The organism is Dankookia rubra (assembly GCF_004355005.1).
GTDB lineage: Bacteria > Pseudomonadota > Alphaproteobacteria > Acetobacterales > Acetobacteraceae > Paracraurococcus > Paracraurococcus ruber_A.
In genome coordinates this window covers 44,241-64,573 of sequence record NZ_SMSJ01000014.1, presented here as the reverse complement: position 1 = coordinate 64,573, position 20,333 = coordinate 44,241, and the positions used below count along the sequence as shown (strand labels likewise).

Below are 20,333 nucleotides of genomic sequence, written 5' to 3'. Positions count from 1 at the left end.
CCTCACGTCTCGAGCTGCGGCGAGATCTGCTGGATTTTGATGATCACGAACTCGGCCGGTTTCAGCGGCGCGAAGCCGACGATGACGTTGAGGATGCCGCGGTCGATATCAGCCTGTGGGTTGGTGTCCTTGTCGCATTTGACGAAATATGCGTCCTTGGCGGTCGTGCCCTGGAATGCGCCCTGCCGGAACAGCGTATGCATGAAAGCCCCGAGATTGAGCCGCACCTGCGCCCAGAGTGGCTCGTCGTTGGGCTCGAACACCACCCATTGGGTGCCGCGGAACAGGCTCTCCTCGATGAACAGCGCGAGCCGGCGGACCGGCACGTATTTCCACTGCGACCCACCAGTGTCATCCCCTGCCATGGTGCGCGCGCCCCAGATCACGTTGCCCGCGACCGGCAGCGTACGCAGGCAGTTCACCGCGACCGGGTTAAGCCGCCCGTTCTCCTCGTCCGACATCCGCAGCGTGAGCGCCGCCACGCCGCTGAACTGCACGTTGAACCCGGCTGGCGCCTTCCACACGCCGCGCGCCGCGTCGGTCGCCGCGTAGCGCCCGGCGATCGCCGCCGCGGGACCGACGCCGGAGATCGTCCCACCACGTCCATCGGGAACGACGAGGCGCGGGAAGTAGACGGCAGCATTGGTCCGGTCATCGGTGCCGAACAGGCCAAACAGGTCGTCGCGCCCCTTCGCCGCCTTGTCCACCGTATCCCAGGTGGCCGGCGCATCGACGATCAGCATCGCGCGGCGCCGGTGCGCGAACTCGGCGGCCCGGGCGAGCGTCGCGGTGGACACGTCAGGCTGCCCCGGCAACGGCGTGAGCACGAGCAGGTTGAAGAACGTGTTGTGTTTGGCGACCGCATGGAAGCCCGTCGGGTTGCCGGTACCGTCGTCAGCGCCGACCAGCGCAACCTCGGCGGGCAGCGTCGTCTGGGTCCCCGCGGCGAAAGGGTATTCGCCGTCCGGAGGGTCGGGCGGGGCGGCTGGCGCGGCAGCCGGCGGTGCGGCGCCCGGTGCCGGGGTGGGGGCCGGCGTGGGGGCCGGCGTGGGCGGCGACGCTGGCGGTGGTCCGGCGCCCGGTGCGGCGACGGGGGGCGTGGCCGCTGGCGACGACGCGGGTGGGAGAACGGACACCAGCTGCGACCCCTGCAGCAGCTTGCCGGCTGCGCGCGCATTGTCCGGATCGGTGGAAACCCGCGCAAAGCGCTCCGACACCTTCGGCCCGGTGACCGTGGTGATCGTTAGGTTATAGGCGGTCGGTATTTCCGTGGCGGAAAGCCCCTGGCGATCGATCACGACCTTGAGGTTCGTGCCCGCGGCGCCCGAGGCGCGCGCCTGCAGCTTGAGCGTGTTGCCAACTGCGGCCGTCGCCATCGCCGCATCGCCGGCGACGCGGACCACGATCGCCTCGCCGCCACCATTCTGGAAGTACATCGCCACCGCGAGATCAAGCGGCATGGTGCCGTCGCTGTGGAATTCCCGCGCATAGTCGGCGGGGCTGAAGACGTGGATCGGTTCGTTCTCGGGGCCGCTCGATGCGAAACCAACGATCGCCGTGATCGAGGTCGGCACCGGCACGATCGTGTGCACCGAGCTCGGCAGTTCCTCAAAATAGACGCCAGGATACGTGACCGAGACCGGCATTTATCCCCCCTATTCTAAATTCCAAAAGGCGAAACCTGTCGTTCGTACAAGCCACAGATGTCGAGTCAAATTCTGTGATGCACTGATAATGAAGGCCTGGACGTTACGAGCTCGTCATTGCGAATTTTCACCTTCAGGCTGCCGCGTTTTGCCTGGGCTTTTCATCAACGTTGTGCATTTACCTGCATCACCTTTTGGTGACAGCGGCAGATCGAACGTCGTGCGCAATACCGCGGCACACGCGCGCGGATCTGGCCGTGGCGCTGCCGCAGGCAGGGCGCGCCGACCGCTGCCGCGATGTCGCCGGTAACCGCGTCTGCCGGCGGACGACGGCCTCTGCGGCGCCAGCCGCCAGCCTCAGCCAGAAGGAGACGGCCTCGGAGGAGAAAGTTGCGGTGAGCTAATTACCCACCCCTCCGCATGCCCCTCCCCCTGCCCCTTGGCGTCGCTGTGGGAGTTTGTCGAGGCACATTCCAGCTTGCCATAATGCCGGCTTGCCGCAAGCGAGAGAGAGCATTCTCGATGCGCGGCAGGCTCGCCGCCCTACTCGGCCCTGCGCAAACGCCACGCTGGTTCGACACCCTCCAAATTATCATGGCTTGGCTGTGATCGGGGGCGGTTCCGGCTTGCCTTGGCAGTCTCGAGCTGCACGACCACTCGATCCTCCAAGCCTGGCAGCCGGTCCAGCCGGAAGGTCGCTGCGAAGGCGACGGCCAAGCGCCCAGCGGCGAAGAAACCTGCCGCGAAGGCCGGGGGAAGCCTACGGGGCGCAGCCCGGGTTTCGGCAAGCGCCCGCGCCGAGCTGGCCAGCCTACTCGACCGCATTCACCGCAACATCGACGAGACCGAGGCGCTCCTGGCGGGCTGACGGCGGGTGGCAATCTGGGACGACCTGAAGGCCGTCGCGCTGGCGGTGCACCGCCTGACGGAGGCAGAGAAGAGGCTGGCCGAGCTTGCGGCGGAGAATAAGGCCGCTATCAAAGAACTTCGCGGCCAGATGTAGGAGCTGCGGGACCGGCGGATCCGGATCGAGGCGCGGCTCGAGAGCCTGGACGAGGTGGTTACCACCAAGGCGCAGGGCAGCGCCGCGATGGCTGTCACTCAGGCGCTGGGCCCCATCCTGGAGCGCCTGGCCCGGCTTGAGGCCCAGCCGCCCGGCCCGCAGCGGCTGCCGCCCCCGGTTGGTTGACGGCCTGCGCGGTCGTCCATGCACGCCGGCAAGGAAATCGGCTGTCCCCCCCCCTGCCCTCGTGCTCCGGCCCGGTCACGGTGCGAAGCGGGTGCTAGGACAGAGCCAGCTTGGCCAGTGCCTCCTCAACCGCGGACATCAATGCGTGCGTGGTCACCTTCCGCGGGGCCGGAACGGAAATCGTCAGGGCACCCTCGCCACGAGCGGCCCGCACGGCCCTGAGCAACACCGCTCCGTCGTCCGCCCGCACCACATACTCCATGGGGACCTTGGGTTTCCTGGCAGCTGCGGCATTTGACTTCACCAGCCGCCCGACCACCGCAGCCGCGGAAAGGCCAGGCTTCCCTTCCTCCCGCAAGCGGGCCTGCTCCGCGGCGACGGCGCTGGCTTCAGTCAGGATCGCGTTCCGCCTCACCGGCACGTTGAGCAGCGGGGCAAGCGACGCGGCGTGGCTTATCCGAAGCTCACCCGGCGTGGCAAAGGCCTGCACCACTTCGTCCGGCAGCTTGGCCAGTTCCAGGAATCGGCTCAGCCAGCTGGCCGACACTTCCAGCCGCTCCGCCATTCTCTGCTGGCTGCCGAGATAGTGCCGCTCCAGCGCCCGGGCGTAGTCGCAGGCGCGCTCGTAATCCGAAAGATCCCGCCGGCTGCGGTTCTCGAGGTCCGCGAGGCGGAATGCCTCTTCGTCCGTGAGCTGCCGCGGCTCGATGAGGAACCGGAATTCGGGGTAGTTGTTCGCCCTCATCCAGGCGGCGGTCCAGTGCCGCCTGGCGCCGCAGATCACCTCGAAATCGTGCTGCGGGTCGCCGGCCAGGCGCCGGACGATCGCCGGCATCTCCTGCCTGCCCTGCGCTTTGAAGCTCTCGATCAGGTCGGCACAGTTCGTGGTGTTCAGTGCCGCATAGTCACGGTTGTGCTGCTCCCAGATGCGGCAGCGGGCGGGATCGACCAGTTCCTGCGTGCGCGTCACCGCGGCACCGCGGGCGATCTGGGCCAGGGTGTTGTCGCGCGCCTGCAGGATGCCGGTGCGCGGCGGCAGGCGGGCGGCTGTGGGCTTCGAAGCCCCCTCCCCCTCCCCGCCCGCGCCGCCGGTCAGCTTGGCCGCAAAGCCCTTGTTCCCCGTGGACACACCGATTTCCCTTTTAGTTCAAAGAGTTGTTGGCCGTTTGCAGGCCTGCAAGTCGTCGGATCAAAGCACCCCGATGGCCTTAAGCGACTCCCGATGGCTTGGCCAGGTCAGCCTGATCTGGGTCTCGATCTCGGCATTCGTCGCGTTCAGGTAGGTCAGGCAACGCTGGTATGTCTCGCGCGAGGTGACCGGCTTCTCCAGCTCGTAGACCGTCATCAACCGGGCCGAGGCGTTGTCGATCTCGGCGCTGTCCTTCAGCACCGTGCGCAGCATGGTCTCGCCGAACAGGGAGCGCATCATTCCCAACAACTCGGTCTGGATCGACTTCTGCTCATCGGCCCGGGTTGCCAGGATGCGCATCCAGGCGAGGTCCACCGGCATGTCGCGATCCGCCATGACGGCCATGGTCTCGTAGAGCATGGCGAAGAAGGACGTCGTCGAGGTGAAGTCCACCACGGTGGGCGGCACCGGCACCAGCAGCGCATTCGCGGCCCGCATCACCGAGAGCGAGATGGTGCCCAGGGCCGGCGGCGGGTCGAGGATAATGACGTCGAAATGGTCGCCGATCGAGGTGATCCCCTCCCCCAGCCTGTTCAGCAAGGTGGGATCCGCCCGGGCCATGCGCGCCGCCAGCTCGTACTCCGCCGAGTAGAGCTTGAGGTTGGCCGGGATCAGGTACAGCCCGTCCCAGTGGGTTTCCCGCACCGCATAGGCCAGGCTCGTGGTCTCGGCGTGCCGGAAGAAGGGATACAGCGTCTCGTCCTCGGTGATGTCGAGGTCGGGCACATAGCCGAACAGCGCAGTGCTGGAGCCCTGGCTGTCACAGTCAATCAGGCAGACCCGGTACCCCCGGATGGCAAGGTACTGCGCCAGGTGGGCGGACACCGTGGACTTCCCGACCCCGCCCTTGAAGTTCTGGACCGCAATTACCGAAAGCGGGTCGCCAGGCGCCCGCCAGGGCCGGGTGCTAAACACCTCCCGCATGTGGTTCACCTCGGCCAGGGAGTAGCCGATGCGTCGGCCGGATGCCTTGCGCTCCACCGCCGGAATCTTGCCGTCCTTCTCCGCGTCGCGGATGGCGGCCGGGGTGCGGTTCACCAGTTCCGCGGCGCGGGTAATCGGGAAATGCGGCCCCTTGCGGACGCCCTCCTTGGCCTCGCCGCGAAGCGAGCCCAGCACATTGAGGGACCGGGTGAAGAGGCCCTCGATCATATCGATATTGGCTGGCACGGCGGGATCCGGATTCAGGATTTATCAGGCTTGCGCATGCGGACGTCCGGCCTGTGAGCCAGTCCGACGTGTTCCGCGGCCCGCTCTAGGGCCTGGGCGAAGTGCGCTCGGATGTAGTCCGCCTTGAAGCTGCTGGTGGTGGTCAGCACCCAGGCCTCGTCCCACTTCTCCAGCCGCACTTCCTTTAGCCATACATTGGCCAGCGACGGTTCCAGCGAGCCCCGGAGCGCCTTGAGGAAGCAGGCAGGGATGTCCGATCCAGTCGCGATCGGCGGGGGCGTACCCTTATCATCGGTCAGGCCGCCTGCGATGACGGCCAGCCTAGCACCCTGAACCAGCTTCTGCTGCAGCGGCGCCGGCGAGGCGTGCAGGCGAATGATCGAGGCGTCGAACTCGGCCCGCGCCTCCGGGTAGACGGCGGAAACCTGGTGCTCCCAGGCTTCTCGCACGGTCTGGCGGAACTTGCGCATGTTGGCCTGCTCATTGCCGAAATGCGCGGCCAGCTGCTGCCAGTTCATCGAGATCGGCTTTGCCTGGCTGATCCGCGGCAGGCGATAGGCCAGCCAGGTGTAGAGGTCGAGGGCCGTGGCGGAGTCGCGGATCTGGCGGATGGCGTGCTCGTTCAGCGGCACCGCGTGGCGGGCCAAGTGGTCGTGGAAGGCCTCGGTCAGGACGATCTCGCGGGTGAAGGCGCCTCTGCTGGCATTGGTGCCGACCCACTCATTCGCCAGCTTGAGCTCCTTCAGGGCAAAGTCGCTGCCGCCATCCGCCTTCTCGCTGTCCCAACGGATCATCCACTCGCAAGCCAGCAGGCGGTCGAGTTGCTGCCGCACCAGCGTCGCTGAGCCGCGCGGCCCGTAGCTGGCCGTGCGGAAGCCCATCCGCCGCATCCAATCCGTAAAGGTGTCGCCCAGATGCACTTGGCGCGACTTGGTGCGCACCGCCTCGGACATGATGTGGATGAGGATGAGGCGGGGCAGAGACCCATACGGCACCCCGAGCACCTTCAGCACGCTTTGCCCACCCTCGGGCTGGACGATGGCCTTGGGCGTGATAACCAGGGTGTACTGGCCGTCTTGGCGGATGATCGGCTTCTGGTCGTCGGCGGGCCGTCGGACCGGCAGGCTCATGGCGCAGAGTGCGGAATGCAGGAAACTCGGAGCCGGCTCCGCCTCGGCGACTTGGCGAACCCGCTCGAACAAGTCGAGCTGGCCGGCCGTGGTCGCCAGTTTCAGCGCACCGGCCTGATCATTCAGCGCCAGGGCGGCGTGAACCTGCTGACCCAGTGGTTGGCGTGGCGGCACGGGGCGCCTCCAATGCGACTCGGGATCGAATCCCATGGCGTAGGTAGCACAACTTCAGCGCAGGCGTGAACTACTTGCGCAATTTCTCGGTCGAGGCGCGGAAAAGCGAAAGCCGACCGATGGCGCGGGTACGCACCGAAGATCTTGGTACGGCTGAACACGAGGCTGAACTGTTCCGGGGTAGCCTTAGGAAGTGTCTTAGGAATTTGAGTCTTAGGTATGTGTACCCTTTTCATCGGTCGAAGCGCAGAGTCGCGTACCTTTGTCATCGGATCCGGCCCGAGTCCCCGTACCGAGTTCATCCGCCGGCCGCACCCTGATCATCGGCTCGGGTCGGGTGTACCGTTATCATCGGCGGCCCGACTCCTGCCTGTAAGGAGGGCCATCATGCCAAGCGTTTGCCCGGACTGGCCTGCATCGGATCGCCATGCATTCGGGATGCGCGCCGTGGCCGGCGCACGATGGCAGGACCCGGAGTGCCTAGCCCCTGAATGACTGCCGAACGGAGTCGGTGCGAGATCGCTCGAGCCCTTAGGGTGCGCGACGTGGTCCTCCCGGCCTTCCGATCCTGTCGGTTGGGATGGCCTGGTCAGTCCCTCCGGAGCGCCAGGCGTACCTTTATCATCGGTGCTCGGACGGCTGATCCGCTGCGGCTTCCCGGTGCCGTGTCGGCGGGGGCGGCTCCTGAAAACCCTTCGAGATCGGTGTGACGGCCCGGGAGGACCGGGTGTGAAACCGGCTTGGCCCGCGGACCCGACACCCTGTCCAGGACTGCGAGCATTCGGCCCAGGTGTCTCCTCCTGGGGCACTTGCAGGGTCGCAATTCACCCACAACCCACTGGAGAATCGGTTGAATTCCGCCATCCGATAGCGCAGGCCGCCGCTGTCTTGAACCTGCCGCAGAGTCCTGAGTACAAGCCGGGGCGCGCCTGGGCGCCCCGGGTGAAGGCATCCGCAACTTCGACCTGCACCTCAATGGGAAGGGCCCATGCTGCGGATTCCACGGCCGCAGGGGGCGACGAATATCATGGGAATGTCGGCGGCCTGCACCACCGCCGCGAGGCTGCGGGCGACCTCGTAGGCCAGCAGCCGCACTGCAATCGCCGGCTCGCGGGCATCCCCGCGAGGCCCGGGAGTAGCCTGCAGCCTTCCGCCATGCTGCGCGCTGCGGCTTCGACGGCCAGTGCCCTACCGGCGCCGGCCCGGTTCTCCTTCACCGCAGGCTACAGCCGTCGCCGCGAGCCTTTCGGCCGGGATGCGGGGGCAGGGTGTCGCTTGCTTGCCGCATCCCGCTGCCGCCACGCCAGCGACCCTGGCTGCCACGAGGTCGCCCGCTACGTCGCCGCGTGTTTCAGGGGAGGGGACACTGCAGCGCTGGACGGCTAGCCTTCAGCCATGACCACCCCTGCACCAATCCGGGTCAACCGCGCACCCGTCCTGACCCTCTGGGCCGCCGTGGTCGCGCAGCGCCTCGGGCACCCATTCGACACCGCCCTGAGCCTCGCCAGCGCCGTGGCGGGCACTGCGGTGCGTGCCAAGGCCCGCCGGCTCGGGATCGCCGAGGAGCGGGACCATACCAGGGATGCCAAAGCGACGGCTTCCGCTCGAGCGCAGGACAGCGCCCAGCTGCTCGGGAAGAAGATCCGCCTGACCCATGACGCCGACAGCGTGGTGCTGGCGGAAGGGAAGGGTAAGCCGGCGCCGGCCGCCCCGGTGCAGGCCTATGTCACCAAGGCCTTCGGGGCGCACCTGCCGGCGGTCAAGAAGGCGATAGAGGATTAAGCGGCGCAGTACGAGCCGGAGGAGCTCAACCGGATCGGCTTTGGGCTTTACGAGGCCTTCAGGCCCGAGGTGCCATCCGACGTAAAGGGTTGGGGCGCCAAGGGCACTCTCGATTTGGCGAAGATCCGCAATGCGGCTGCGTAAGGCGGGAGGGTCAAGTGTCGACCGTAATTGGCCATGCCTCAACTGAACTTCCATCAGCTGCACTTCTATCACGCATTCTCCGCCCTTCCCGCGTGTCAGGAGAGGCTTGCCACATTTGGCGAGAAGCGCGGCGGGACAGGGGCTTGCCGGCGCTGCTATCAGCCGCAGGCCGGGCAGGTCAGCAGCCGAGCCGCTCCCACGCCGGTTCGACCTCCGCCAGGAACGGACGCGCCGGAAATCAGCGGCCACAGCGCATCGCAGCCCATTTGGGCCTGCGATGCGCTGTGGCCGGCCAGCTCTTCGCAGCTCAGGCCAGGATGAAGTCGCCGGGGCGAAGATGATGGATGCCAGTCAGTTCGATCTCCTGGGTCGGGCCCGACGGCACCGTCCCAGAGGGCGGAGCGCCGAAGGGTGAGACGATCTGCACGATCGAATTGCCGTGCTCGAATTCGTAGCGCACCTGCAGCGCGTCTGTCGCCTCGAAGGGATGCCTGCCGAGGAAGACTGCCGGCGGCTGACCGTCCGGCCCGGCGAAGGGGTTCAGGTAATGAGTCAGGTCGATCCGGTCGGCATGGTCCTGGAAGTCCAGGATGACATCGCGGTTGCCCGGCCCAACGCCGGTGTCAGCCGTTGGTGGGTCGCTAGCGAAGGGCTCGAGATTGCGACCGAAGATGAAGACATCAGGCCCGAGGCCCCCAATCAGCGTGTCGGCCGCCTGACCACCCGTGAAGATTGCCATGGCTCATGCCTCCCGCGGGACGGCGAGACGCCGTCCCGCATCGAGGCAAGCACCTGGGCAGCGCTTTGCTGCGGGAATATATGAGCACGCATACGCGATTGATCTGGGTAGATGAACATGCCCTGCGGTCGCGCAGCGGGGAGCCCCAGTTTCGCCGGCTGCCGGCCTACATGCGGACGGTGCCGAAGGGGCTGGCATGACCAGCGGCGACCCCGACGCCATTGGCCCGGACAGCACGGTGCGGCTGCGCTGCTACCTGCCGCTGGCCGATACACTTTGGTTCAGCGCGGGTTGTGACGGACGATAAGGCTGCGATATGGCGTCCCGCACGGCTTGCCGGTCAGCGGTCGTCCGCGGTGCGCGCATCCATATTCCAGGGCGGCCCAACCGTCAGTTTTGGAGAGCAGCCGAAGACGCCGAGCCTCTTCGATCGGCGGCTGAAGGTCCGCGGACTGCGACGGTTCCGCGGGAACGCGAAACCATCGGTGGTGGGGTCAGGTGCGGGGAAGGGCAGGGATCTGGGCGGCAAGGGTGATGGCAGCCATCACCGTGACTACTTGAAGCGCATGGACCCGAGCCACGATCAGCCGCCGCCATCGTCCCCCGCGACGCCCAAACTCAAACCCGAGGAACGCCGCGCCCGTCAGGCCGACCGGTTGACCACGATCCGCCTACGCATGCTGATCGGCCGGGAGCTAGAGGAGCGCGGCATCACCGCGCCAACCGCGATCGGCGAGGCCCTCGGTATGCCGGCGCGCGAAGCGACTAGCCTACTCACCCGACATCAGTGGCGCGAGGGTGACGTGGCACTTCTCCAGGCCGCGGCAACGCGGCTGGGGGTGCACGTACCGGGCGCGCCCGGCGACGCCGGAGTTTAGGAATAACGATGGTCGCGGCAAGTCCAGGTGCCTTGCCGAATGCGAGCACCACGCAGGACCACCTCGGCGCTGCAGCTGCAGCTACAGCGCCACCAACCGTCAGCTATTTTGCTCGGGCTGCTGGTGGTCGGCCTCTCGGCCCGCTCGATCACCAGCAAATGGCCGAACCGCATGCCGGCAAGGTCGATTAGCTCTCGCCGCGAGCGGTGATCATCCACGATCGCGCCTCATGACCGATGACGCCGAGATTAGCGCGCAGTACATTGGCGTGCCGCATTTCGAAACGGTGAGGGTGGGGCACGGCCCATCATCCTTTGCTGAGTAACTGACCGAGAAGGCAGTCGTCATTTAGGCGCCAGTGTGCTGAACGTCCCAAGCGGCAGCGACCCAGGGGTGTGATTGATGACACGGGGAACGGCCAGCGCACGCGGATGACGCTGGCCGCCGCCAGACCACGCCAAGGCTGCTTTGGTGGATGCCCCGCGATAGCCGTCCTGCTGCAATTAAGCCGTCGCGAGGGCCTTGAACGACGCTCCAGCAATCCTTGATTCATGGCCGCCGGACGCCCGAATGGGGTCCGGTGGGAGCTGCCGGAAATTCGGCGCCGCCCGTGTCCATGTTGCTTCGCAAGGAGGATGTGGAGATGAGGACCGAGTATGACTTCAGCCCGCTGTTCCGATCGACCGTTGGCTTCGACCGGATGTTCGACCTGCTGCAGCACGCGGCGCACGGCGGCGTCGACGAGAACTACCCGCCCTATGACATCGAGCGGACCGGCGAGGACAGCTACCGTGTCACGCTCGCGGTGGCCGGCTTCAAGCCCGACGACCTGAACGTGGTGGCCCAGCAGAACATGTTGGTCGTCACGGGCGAGCGGCGGAGCCGCGCCGAGGCAAGCGGTGGTGAGCAGCAGCGCCAAGTGCTGCATCGCGGTATCGCCGGCCGCTCCTTCGAGCGCCGCTTCGAGCTGGCCGACCATGTGAAGGTGGCGAGCGCCGATCTCGCCGATGGTCTGCTCACGATCGAGCTCAAGCGCGAGATACCCGAGGCGATGCGGCCGCGCCGGATCGAGGTCGGCAGTGCCGGAAACAACGTGCTCCGCGGCCCGCAGCCACAGCGCCAAGTTGAGGGGCAGGCACAGGTCGCGTAGGTCCTGCGAGCGACTGGCTTCTGCTGTGGCAAACATTGCCCCGCCGCCTTGTCATGCGGCGGGGCTGTCCAGTTTTCCGTCAGGGGCGACGGAGCCTTTGCCGTGACTACTCAGCACGGGTTTCGCTTGGTTCTCGGCCGGCTATGATGGCCAGGAGGGCTGCGACCGTGTCGCGCGATCAGCGTCCGGGCGGCGGGTCCGTCTTTCACGCTCCCCACAAGCGCCCTGCCAGCCGCAGGTGTTCTCCGGCTCTGCCCGCCTCACCTCTGATAAGGCCGCATTCCGGGAGCGGCGCCTCGCCATCGGCGAGGCGTCTGCTACGCAATCCCGGCATGTCTGCCGCCCTGGCGCCGCCGCGCCCTGACGCGCTCACGCTCCAGAAGAGCCCTTCTGGAGCCTGTATTGGCACTTGCCCCAATTCCCACAAGCTGCTGGAATTGGCCGTATGTCCGAGCTCGTCCCGCTGCCCGATGCCGACCGCGCCCGCGCCGCCGGCTACGCCCGGGCCGCCCTCGCGCCGGCGACGCTGGCCGCCTACGCCGCCGATTGGGCCGACTTCGCGGCGTGGTGCGGCGCGAAGGGCGTGGCGTCCCTGCCGGCCGCACCGGTCACCGTGGCCGGCTACCTGGCGGCGCTCGCCACCACCCATGCCGGCGCCACCCTGCGCCGCCGGCTCGCCGCCATCGGCCGGGCCCACCGCATGGCCGGCCACCCCTGGTCGGGGTCGCACCCGGCCCTGCGCGACACCCTCGCCGGCATCGCCCGCCAGCACGGCACACCCCAGCGCCGCGCCGCGGCGATCGGCACCGCCGAGATCCGCAAGCTGGTCGCCACCTGCAGCGATGGCCTGACCGGCACCCGCGACCGGGCGCTCCTGCTGCTCGGCTTCGCGGCCGCGCTGCGGCGGAGCGAGCTGGTCAGGGTGCAGCGCGAGCACCTGACGTTCACGCCCGAGGGCCTTCGCCTGCTGATCCCGCGCGCCAAGGCCGACCAGCAGGGCAGGGGGGCCGAGCTCGGCCTGCCGCGCGGCAAGAAGCCCGAGACCTGCCCGGTGCGGGCCATGGAGGCCTGGCTGCAGGCCAGCGACTGCCGCTACGGCCCGGTGTTCCGCAAGATCGATCGCTGGGGCACCGTGGAGACCGCCGCGCTGCACCCCTATGCCCTGCCCAGGATCCTGGCCCGACGGCTGGGCCTGGCCGGCATCAAGCCCGCCGGGCTCGAGCGGCTGTCGCTGCACGGGCTGCGCGCGGGCTTCATCACCGAGGCCTACCAGGCGGGCGCGCGCGACGAGGCCATCATGGAGCACAGCCGCCACAAGGACATCCGCACCATGCGCGGCTATGTCCGCCGCGCCAAACTCGTCGGCGAGAGCCCGGCCGGACTGGTCGGGCTGTAGCGCCGGGCAGCGTGGAGGACCAAGCGGTCGCTCTCGTTGCGCAGCTTGGACAGGCTCTGGACCGAGTTTTCCGGAGCCGCCGAGTTCGACCCAACGGAAACTCTCCAGCATGTCTCACATAAACTCACGCCGAGCGCCAACCCGCCAGCCGCTAGCGCTGCTGGCGCGGTCGTAGCCCCAATCAGCTGCCGTCTCCGGCGGCTTGGCTGGGCGGCACTTGCCGCCGCGCCCATTCGGGCGGTCAGCCGACTGCGTCCGCCGCAGGGCACGCCTCACCAGGGTTGGTGTGACAGGCGCCGCCTCGCCTGACACACTCCTCTGAAATCCAGGGGAGAACCGCCATGCACGACATCGTCTTCCGCGACGCGCTGATCGTGGACGGCACGGGCGCCGCGCCCTTCGCCGGCGACCTTGCCGTCGAGGGCGATCGGATTGTTCAAGTCGGCGGCAAGGCCGCGGCCGGGCGGCGGGAGGTCCGCGCCGGTGGCCGGCTGGTCACGCCGGGTTGGGTCGATATTCACACCCATTATGATGGCCAGGCGACCTGGGACCCGGTGTTGCGGCCCTCTTCGAACCACGGCGTGACCACGGTGATCTTCGGCAACTGCGGCGTTGGCTTCGCCCCGGCCCGCCGCGAGCACCACCAAGCGCTGATCGATCTGATGGAGGGCGTCGAAGAGGTCCCGGGCGTTGTCTTCACGGAAGGCCTGCGCTGGGACTGGGAGAGCTTCGGCGAGTACCTCGACACGCTGGGCCGCATGCCTCGCACCGTCGATGTCGGCACGCAGCTCGCCCACCATCCACTCCGCGTCTACGTCATGGGCGAGCGCGCGATCCGGCGCGAAGCGGCAACGGCCGAGGACATCGCCGCGATGGAGCGCCTTGCCGCCGAGGCTCTGCGCGCCGGCGCCTTCGGCATCACGACAAGCCGCACCGACCAGCACATGACCCGCGCCGGGGAGCAGGTGCCGGGGCGCTATTCCGACCATGCGGAGCTGATGGGGCTGGCGCGCGCGCTCAGGGCCGCAGGCCGTGGCGCGCTCGGCCTCAATGCCGATTTCGAGGACGTGGACGCCGAGTTCGCCTGGATGCGCGACTTCGCCCGCACCAGCGGCCGGCCGCTCTACTTCCTGCATTTCGACCGCGCGCATGACCGCGCGCGCCTGCCGCGCATCACCGCGGCCATCCGCGCCGCCCGCGCCGAGGGGCTTGCGCTGACCGGACAGGTCGGCGGCCGACCGGCGGGACTGCTGCTCGGCCTCTCGACCGACCTCAACCCCTTCATCCTGCGCGAGAGCTTCGCGGAGCTTGCCACCCTGCCGCTGCCGCAGCGGCTGGCCCGCCTCCGCGATCCGGCGACGCGCGCGCGCATCCTTGCCGAGGACGCCTCGCCTCGCCTGCTGCGGCTGCTGCCACCCCTCTCCCGCTTCATCGCCACGCGCTGGGAGGGGATGTTCGTGCTTGGCGAGCCGCCGAACTACGAGCCGACCGACGAGCGCAGCATCGCCGCCATGGCCGCGCGTGCGGGCCAGACGCCGCAGGCCTACTGCTACGACTACCTGACCACCGGAGACGGCGGGCAGATGCTTTTCTTCCCGTTGGCCAACTATGCGACCGGCGACCACGCGGTGATCCGCGACCTGCTCTGCGACCCGCACACCGTCTTCGGCCTGTCGGACGGCGGCGCGCATTGCGGGTCGATCTGTGACGGCGCAATCCCGACCTTCATGCTGACCCACTGGGTGCGCGACCGTGCCCGCGGGCCGCGCCTGCCGCTGGAGTTCGTCGTGAAGCGCATGACCAGCGAGACGGCGGACTTCATGGGTCTCTCCGACCGCGGCCGCCTGGCGCCGGGGCTGAAGGCGGACCTGAACCTGATCGACCTCGCAGGGCTCCGTGCGCACCACCCGGAGATGGTCACCGACCTGCCCGCCGGCGGGCGGCGGCTGATCCAGCGCGTCGAGGGCTACGGGATGACGATGGTCTCCGGCCTGCCGGTCTTTGAGGAGGGTGAGGAGACGGGGGCGCGGCCCGGCGTGCTGCTCCGAGCGGAGTAGCCGGCGGCGCCCTTCCGCGTGCTTGCCTCGTGCTTTCCTGACCTGCGGCCGGCACACACCGGCCGAGGTCGCGAATGCGGCCCGCTTGGCACGCGAAGGCGTACTCTCCGCGCATCTGCGCGGTAGTGTGGCCGCCCTCCGGCTTCCGCCGGGATCGACCGAGGGTGTGTGAAAACAGCCTGGAATGATAGGCTGGCGACGTGCTGATCAGGGTGAACCGGGATGAAGCGCTTCGTCGAGGGTGGTAACCGCCGGCAGACGACGCTACTCCCCGACTGCGTGGACGATTACGTGGCCGAGGACAACCCGGTTCGGGCAGTCGAGGCCTTCGTGGATGCGCTGGACCTGGCGGCCCTGGGCTTTCAGGGCGTGGTGCCCGAGGCGACCGGCCGCCCCGCCTATCATCCGGCGACGCTGCTGAAGATCTATCTCTACGGCTACCTCAACCGCATCCAGTCGAGCCGGCGGCTGGAGCGCGAGACGCAGCGCAACCTCGAGCTGATCTGGCTGACGGGCCGGCTGACGCCCGACTTCAAGACCATCGCCGATTTTCGCAAGGACAATGGTCCGGCGATCCGGGCAGCCTGCCGGCAGTTCGTGCTGATCTGCCGCAAGCTCAACCTGTTCTCCGAGGCGGTGGTCGCGGTGGATGGCAGCAAGTTCAAGGCGGTCAACAACCGCGACAAGAACTTCACGCCCTACAAGCTGCAGAAGCGGATCGAGCAGATCGAGGCCAGCATCGCGCGCTACCTGGCCGCGATGGAGGCGGCCGATCGGCATGAGGATGAGGTCCTGAAGGCGAAGTCGGCCCGGCTGAAGGAGAAGATCGCCTCGCTCCGCGAGCAGGTGCAGCGGTTCCGCGACATGGAGCCAGCTGTCCGCACCGCGCCGGACCAGCAGATCTCGCTGACCGATCCGGATGCCCGTTCGATGGCAACGAGCGGCCGGGGAACCGGCATCGTCGGCTACAACGTGCAGGCCGCCGTCGACACCAAGCACCACCTGATCGTGGCGCACGAGGTGACCAATGTCGGTCACGACCGCGCCCAGCTGTCAGGGATGTCGAAGCAGGCGTGCGAGGCGATGGGCCACGAGGTGCTTACGGTCATCGCGGACCGGGGCTACTTCGACGGCGAGGAGATCGTTGCCTGCGACCAGGCCGGCAACACACCGCTCGTACCCAAGCCGATGACCTCCGGTGCCAAGGCCGATGGACGCTTCGGCAAGCAGGACTTTGTCTACCTGCCCGAGCAGGACGCCTACCGGTGCCCCGCTGGCGAGACCATGAAATAGTGGTTCAACCGCATCGACGAGAATGGCAAGCTGCTGCGGCACTACTGGACTACCAAGTGCCCGGACTGCCCCATCAAGGCCCAGTGCACGCCGGCCAAGATGCGTCGCGTCACACGTTGGGAGCACGAGGGCGTGCTGGATGCCATGCAGCGCCGGCTGGACCAGCGACCGGATACCATGCGGGTGCGGCGGCAGACGGTCGAGCACCCGTTCGGCACGCTGAAGGCCTGGATGGGCGCCACTCACTTCCTCACCCGCACCCTCAAGCGGGTCAGCACGGAGATGAGCCTGCACGTGCTGGCTTACAACATGAAACGGGTGATCGCCATCCTGGGTGTCGGGCCGCTGATGGCGGCCATCCGGGCCTGATAGGACCCGCCAGGCGACACACGGACACGGCCGTCCTTGTTGCTCGCCTCAACCAGTCCCACAAAAGCGCGGACCGCAAAAAACGTCGCGGACGCCGTTTCCTTCGGCCTCGCGTCCCGCCAGAGCCACTTCACGGACTGTCGTGAGCCGGAAATCCGCGTTCTCACACGGCCTCGACCCAAAGCGGCGGTTCAGCCATCTTCATACTTGAAGCATCGCCATCCGAGGCATAGGATCTCGATATGTCTGAGCAGCCAGCCATCCGTGCCGCCCCCCGGCCGCCCCCAGACTTCACAGACCGCGCGTACTGGGCTGGGACGATCAAGATGGCTCTCAGCCGTTTCTTCGTGCTGCAGGTGCTGCACGATGGTCCAGCCCACGGCTACGACATCGCCCGGGCGGTCGAGCGCACGACCCGTGGCTGCTGCTCTCCTTCCGAGGGTGCCCTCTACCCAACGCTGCGCGAGTTCGAGCAGGGCGGCTACGTCACCTCGGAAACCGAGGTCGTCTCCGGCCGCGAGCGCAAGGTCTACACCCTGACCGAGAGGGGCCGTGAAGCCTTCCGTATCGGGCTGGAGGCATGGATGGACGCCACCACAGCGCTTACCGAAACCGGCCGTGCCGCCACCGCCCGCGAGGGGAAGGGGCATGGCTGCAACTGCTGAGCTCTCATTTGCTCCTATACATCGCCCATCGAGGCATGCCGACGGAGGATCTAGGATGAGTTGCTGCTCCAGCGCCCGCCGCACTGAAACCAGGACCGGAGTCCCAACTGACATCGCTCAACTACCAGTGGTCGTCATCGGCGGTGGCCCGGTTGGACTCGCCGCCGCAGCGCACCTGCTGGAGCGCGGACTGGAGCCGGTCGTCCTCGAGGCGGCGCCCTTGGTCGGCGCGGCGCCCCGGGACTGGGGCCACGTCTACATGTTCAGCCCCTGGCGCTACAACATCGACAAGGCCGCCCGCGCCCTGCTGGAGCAGCACGGCTGGACGGCGCCGGACCTGGAGGCGTTCCCGACCGGCCGCGACCTCGCCGAGGGCTACCTGGAGCCGCTCGCCCGCCTGCCGGAGCTGGCGCCGCGCCTGTGGCTGGGCGCCCGGGTGACCGGCGTCGCCCGCGCCGGTGCCGGCAAGGTGCGCGACGCCGGGCGCGAGCGGCAGCCCTTCGAAGTGCGGTTTGCGGACCCGGAAGGAAAGCAGGGCCGCCTCCTCGTCCGTGCCGTCATCGTCGCCACCGGCACCTGGGGCAACCCGAGCCCGGCCGGGTCTTCTGGCCTGCCCGCCCTCGGCGAGCGCGAGGCGGCCGACCGGATCCGCTACGGCATGCCCGACGTCCTCGGCGCCGAGTGCCGCCGCTTCGGCCGCAGGCGGACGCTGGTGGTTGGCTCCGGCCACTCCGCCGTCGGCACCCTCATCGACCTCGCCGACTTGGCGCGCCATGTGCCCGGCACGACCGTCCTCTGGGCGGCGCGGAGCGCTGACCTGACGCGGGCCTACGGGGGCGGCGCCGCCGACCAGCTGCCCGAACGCGGCGTCCTAGGGCAGCGGCTGCGGCACCTAGTCGAGACCGGCGAGGTCGAGCTGCTGGCCCCCTTCGCTGTGGATGAGATCCGGCGTCGGGACGGCGGTTCCTTGACCGTGCTGAGCGCGGAGGGGCGCGCCGTCGAGGTCGATGAGATGGTGGTGGCCACCGGCCTCCGGCCCGACCTCGGCATCCTGCGCGAGGTTCGAACGGACCTCGACCCAGCGCTGGAGTGCCCGCGGGTGCTGGCGCCGCTCATTGACCCAAACCTGCACTCCTGCGGCACCGTCCGGCCGCACGGCGCCGAGGAGCTGGCGCAGCCCGAGCCGGGCCTGTTCCTGGCGGGGATGGCCTCCTACGGCCGGGCGCCGACCTTCCTGCTCGCGACCGGCTACGAGCAGGTGCGCTCCATCGCCGCCTTCCTCGCGGGCGACGTCGAAGCGGCGCGCCGGGTCGAGCTCGACCTGCCCCAGACCGGCGTCTGTAGCTCCAGTCGGGTGCTCCCCGGGACGGCGGAGGCCGAGTTCTCCTGCTGCACGCCCGCGACGCCCCAGGGCAGCTGCTGCGCGCCGAAGCCCAAGCTGGCCGAGGACGCGCCCTGCTGCGGGAGCGGGGCCCGCCGGGACATCGCCCAGGTCGAACCGGCCGAATGAGCCAAGTTGCCGCTGCCCGGGGCGCGGCCCCGGCGGATCCGGCCGCAAGCCGCCCGCGGCTGATGGTCGTCTCGGCCGTCGGCGTCGCGCAGATCCTGGCCTGGGGGAGCAGCTACTACCTGCCCGCAGTCCTGGCCGGGCCGATCGCCGCTGACACGGGATGGCCGCTCGGCTGGGTGGTGTGCGCGCTCTCCGTCGGCCTGCTGGTCTCTGGCCTGGTGTCGCCCCGGGTCGGACACCTCATCGAGCGCCACGGCGGCCGCCCAGTGCTGGGGGCGAGCGCCGTCCTGCTCGCCCTCGGCCTGCTCGGCATCGGCGTCGCTCCGACGCTGCCGCTCTTCGTCGCAGCCTGGGTCGTCATCGGGTTTGGGATGGGCTGCGGCCTCTACGACCCCGCGTTCTCGACGCTCGGCAGGCTCTACGGCGAGGACGCGCGCCCGGCCATCACCCAGGTCACGCTGTTCGGTGGCTTCGCGTCGACGGTCTGCTGGCCGCTGACCGCCTTCCTCGCCGCCCATCTCGGTTGGCGCGGCGCCTGCCTGACCTACGCGGCGCTCCTCGTCGCGGTGGTGCTGCCCCTCTACCTGCTCGTCCTCCCGCGCGAGGAGGAGCGACCGCCGAAGCCCGCCACGGCGGATGCGCCGCCGCCCGGGCACGTGGGGCCGGAGCAGCGCGCCGCCTTCCTCCTGCTCGCCGCGGGCTTCACCCTCGCCTACGGCACCATGACGGTCGTCGGCGTTCACCTGCTCATGCTGCTGCAAGCCCAGGGCGTGGCGCTCGCCGCGGCGGTCGGCCTCGGCGCGCTGATTGGCCCGGCGCAGGTCGGCGGGCGCGTGCTCGAGATGACCTTCGGCAAGAAGGCGCACCCGGTCTGGAGCCTAGTCGCCTCGTCGGTGCTGGTCGCGGTCGGCCTCGGCCTGCTCGTCGCCGCGCCGGGCATCGCGCCCGCCTGCATCGTGCTCTACGGCATGGGCAGCGGCATCCGCTCCATCGTGCGCGGGACGGTGCCCTTGGCGATGTTTGGCCGCGAGGGCTACGCCATCCTCATGGGCCGCATCGGGCTGCCGACCCTGCTGGCAACGGCCGCGGCTCCGATGGTCGGGACGTGGCTGCTGGAACGCGTCGGGCCGAACGGGACGCTGGTCTTCCTGTTCGCGGCGGCGCTGCTGCACGTCGGGCTCGTCTTGCCCCTAGTGGCGATGGCGCTCAGAGGCAGGACGCGGGCACCTGATCCACCGCGAGCGCCACCTGCTTGAGGTGTGTTTCAGATCCATCTACTGCGGCCCCATGCTGGTTGATGTTCGTCCGCGCCACGCCCTCGCTTGGGATGCCTCGCTGGAGCCGATTGGGGAAAGCGGTGTCGACAAGGAGCCGTTTGAAACCTGGTGGGCGAGAGTCCGCCATCGCTTGGCGAATCTGCATCCGCTCGTTGCGGAGCAGTGGGTCTACAAGTATTGGCGGCATTCCCCGTTCTGCCACCTCCCACTCGAACGACTCTCGTGCCGCCTCGAACGATGGTCCACGGAGCGCATCCTGCAGGAGGTCGCCTGGGGCTGGCCGGACAGCGATCAGCATCCCGAGTTCAATTACGAAGTGTTCCACGGCAAGGGCTTCGAGCCGGGCCGGACGATGGACGCGACCGGGACCTGGAACATCCCGCCGGTCATCCTGGAGGCCCCGGGCGGCCTCCTGACGAACATGGGCGAGCGGCCGGAAGCCCACTATTGGCTGATCGAGGGCCACCAGCGCCGCCGCTACCTCCACGCCCTCGCGTGGCGCGACGAAGGTGGAGGTAGGCCAGGGGCCATGCACGAAGTTTTCCTGCTCTCGCTCAGCGACGTCCCGCTGTAGC

15 protein-coding genes and 1 pseudogene are annotated in these 20,333 nt (G+C 68.5%); 11 read left to right on the top strand and 5 right to left on the bottom strand.

Going from position 1 to position 20,333, the window contains the following annotated elements; all coding sequences use genetic code 11:
* Positions 1 to 2: 2 nt before the first annotated feature.
* Positions 3 to 1,646 carry a phage tail sheath family protein gene (locus E2C06_RS13255; RefSeq protein ID WP_133289077.1) on the bottom strand — a complete coding sequence of 548 codons (1,644 nt, stop codon included), beginning with the start codon at positions 1,644 to 1,646 and terminating at the stop codon, positions 3 to 5.
* An 874-nt stretch (positions 1,647 to 2,520) separates the two neighbouring features.
* Here E2C06_RS13255 and E2C06_RS40290 point away from each other — a divergent pair.
* Positions 2,521 to 2,649 (top strand): hypothetical protein, encoded by a 129-nt coding sequence (locus E2C06_RS40290; RefSeq protein WP_277751823.1) that lies wholly within the window; start codon positions 2,521 to 2,523, stop codon positions 2,647 to 2,649.
* A gap of 280 nt (positions 2,650 to 2,929) precedes the next feature.
* Here the strand turns inward: E2C06_RS40290 and E2C06_RS13250 are convergent, their stop codons facing one another.
* The 3 genes from E2C06_RS13250 to E2C06_RS13240 all read right to left on the bottom strand — a co-directional run bounded on the left by E2C06_RS13250 (position 2,930) and on the right by E2C06_RS13240 (position 6,498).
* Positions 2,930 to 3,805 carry a ParB/RepB/Spo0J family partition protein gene (locus E2C06_RS13250; protein WP_206664529.1) on the bottom strand — a complete coding sequence of 292 codons (876 nt, stop codon included), beginning with the start codon at positions 3,803 to 3,805 and terminating at the stop codon, positions 2,930 to 2,932.
* 219 nt (positions 3,806 to 4,024) lie between these two features.
* Complete coding sequence (locus tag E2C06_RS13245) at positions 4,025 to 5,194, bottom strand: AAA family ATPase (protein ID WP_241671258.1); 1,170 nt, start codon at positions 5,192 to 5,194, stop codon at positions 4,025 to 4,027.
* A gap of 14 nt (positions 5,195 to 5,208) precedes the next feature.
* Positions 5,209 to 6,498, bottom strand: a complete 1,290-nt coding sequence (locus E2C06_RS13240) for a replication protein RepA (RefSeq protein WP_165982374.1) — start codon at positions 6,496 to 6,498, stop codon at positions 5,209 to 5,211.
* 1,395 nt (positions 6,499 to 7,893) lie between these two features.
* Between E2C06_RS13240 and E2C06_RS13235 the strand changes: the two genes are divergently transcribed.
* Entirely contained in the window at positions 7,894 to 8,280 is a 387-nt protein-coding gene (locus tag E2C06_RS13235; RefSeq protein WP_241671257.1) for a hypothetical protein, read from the top strand.
* Positions 8,281 to 8,731: 451 nt separating this feature from the next.
* Here the strand turns inward: E2C06_RS13235 and E2C06_RS13230 are convergent, their stop codons facing one another.
* On the bottom strand, positions 8,732 to 9,163 hold the full coding sequence (locus E2C06_RS13230; RefSeq protein WP_133289075.1) for a calcium-binding protein: 432 nt from the start codon (positions 9,161 to 9,163) through the stop codon (positions 8,732 to 8,734).
* A gap of 557 nt (positions 9,164 to 9,720) precedes the next feature.
* Between E2C06_RS13230 and E2C06_RS37560 the strand changes: the two genes are divergently transcribed.
* The 9 genes and pseudogenes from E2C06_RS37560 (at position 9,721) to E2C06_RS13185 (ending at position 20,332) form a co-directional block, all read left to right on the top strand.
* The gene (locus tag E2C06_RS37560; protein WP_165982373.1) at positions 9,721 to 10,041 is read left to right on the top strand and encodes a hypothetical protein; all 321 of its coding nucleotides are present in this window, start codon (positions 9,721 to 9,723) and stop codon (positions 10,039 to 10,041) included.
* A gap of 643 nt (positions 10,042 to 10,684) precedes the next feature.
* The gene (locus E2C06_RS13220; protein WP_133289073.1) at positions 10,685 to 11,191 is read left to right on the top strand and encodes an Hsp20 family protein; all 507 of its coding nucleotides are present in this window, start codon (positions 10,685 to 10,687) and stop codon (positions 11,189 to 11,191) included.
* A 445-nt stretch (positions 11,192 to 11,636) separates the two neighbouring features.
* Positions 11,637 to 12,587, top strand: coding sequence for a site-specific integrase (locus E2C06_RS13215; RefSeq protein ID WP_133289072.1), 951 nt, complete (start codon positions 11,637 to 11,639; stop codon positions 12,585 to 12,587).
* A 341-nt stretch (positions 12,588 to 12,928) separates the two neighbouring features.
* The gene (locus tag E2C06_RS13210) at positions 12,929 to 14,644 is read left to right on the top strand and encodes an N-acyl-D-amino-acid deacylase family protein (RefSeq protein WP_133289071.1); all 1,716 of its coding nucleotides are present in this window, start codon (positions 12,929 to 12,931) and stop codon (positions 14,642 to 14,644) included.
* Positions 14,645 to 14,866: 222 nt separating this feature from the next.
* Positions 14,867 to 16,306 (top strand): annotated as a pseudogene (locus E2C06_RS13205) (IS1182 family transposase).
* Between the two features lie 326 nt (positions 16,307 to 16,632).
* The gene (locus tag E2C06_RS13200) at positions 16,633 to 16,971 is read left to right on the top strand and encodes a PadR family transcriptional regulator (RefSeq protein ID WP_241671256.1); all 339 of its coding nucleotides are present in this window, start codon (positions 16,633 to 16,635) and stop codon (positions 16,969 to 16,971) included.
* 127 nt (positions 16,972 to 17,098) lie between these two features.
* The gene (locus E2C06_RS13195; RefSeq protein WP_241671255.1) at positions 17,099 to 18,481 is read left to right on the top strand and encodes an FAD-dependent oxidoreductase; all 1,383 of its coding nucleotides are present in this window, start codon (positions 17,099 to 17,101) and stop codon (positions 18,479 to 18,481) included.
* Positions 18,478 to 19,737 carry an MFS transporter gene (locus tag E2C06_RS13190; protein ID WP_133289068.1) on the top strand — a complete coding sequence of 420 codons (1,260 nt, stop codon included), beginning with the start codon at positions 18,478 to 18,480 and terminating at the stop codon, positions 19,735 to 19,737. Before E2C06_RS13195 ends, E2C06_RS13190 begins: the two co-directional genes overlap by 4 nt.
* Before the next feature lie 31 nt (positions 19,738 to 19,768).
* A complete protein-coding gene (locus E2C06_RS13185; RefSeq protein ID WP_133289067.1) occupies positions 19,769 to 20,332 on the top strand; it encodes a hypothetical protein in 564 nt (187 codons plus the stop codon).
* Position 20,333 lies beyond the last annotated feature (1 nt).

Bases quoted from the DNA above. Each gene is read 5' to 3' on its own strand.
- E2C06_RS13255 (WP_133289077.1), bottom strand. From the start codon at position 1,646: ATGCCGGTCTCGGTCACGTATCCTGGCGTCTATTTTGAGGAACTGCCG.
- E2C06_RS13235 (WP_241671257.1), top strand. From the start codon at position 7,894: ATGACCACCCCTGCACCAATCCGGGTCAACCGCGCACCCGTCCTGACC.
- E2C06_RS13230 (WP_133289075.1), bottom strand. From the start codon at position 9,163: ATGGCAATCTTCACGGGTGGTCAGGCGGCCGACACGCTGATTGGGGGC.
- E2C06_RS13220 (WP_133289073.1), top strand. From the start codon at position 10,685: ATGAGGACCGAGTATGACTTCAGCCCGCTGTTCCGATCGACCGTTGGC.
- E2C06_RS13215 (WP_133289072.1), top strand. From the start codon at position 11,637: ATGTCCGAGCTCGTCCCGCTGCCCGATGCCGACCGCGCCCGCGCCGCC.
- E2C06_RS13210 (WP_133289071.1), top strand. From the start codon at position 12,929: ATGCACGACATCGTCTTCCGCGACGCGCTGATCGTGGACGGCACGGGC.
- E2C06_RS13200 (WP_241671256.1), top strand. From the start codon at position 16,633: ATGGCTCTCAGCCGTTTCTTCGTGCTGCAGGTGCTGCACGATGGTCCA.
- E2C06_RS13190 (WP_133289068.1), top strand. From the start codon at position 18,478: ATGAGCCAAGTTGCCGCTGCCCGGGGCGCGGCCCCGGCGGATCCGGCC.
- E2C06_RS13185 (WP_133289067.1), top strand. From the start codon at position 19,769: ATGCTGGTTGATGTTCGTCCGCGCCACGCCCTCGCTTGGGATGCCTCG.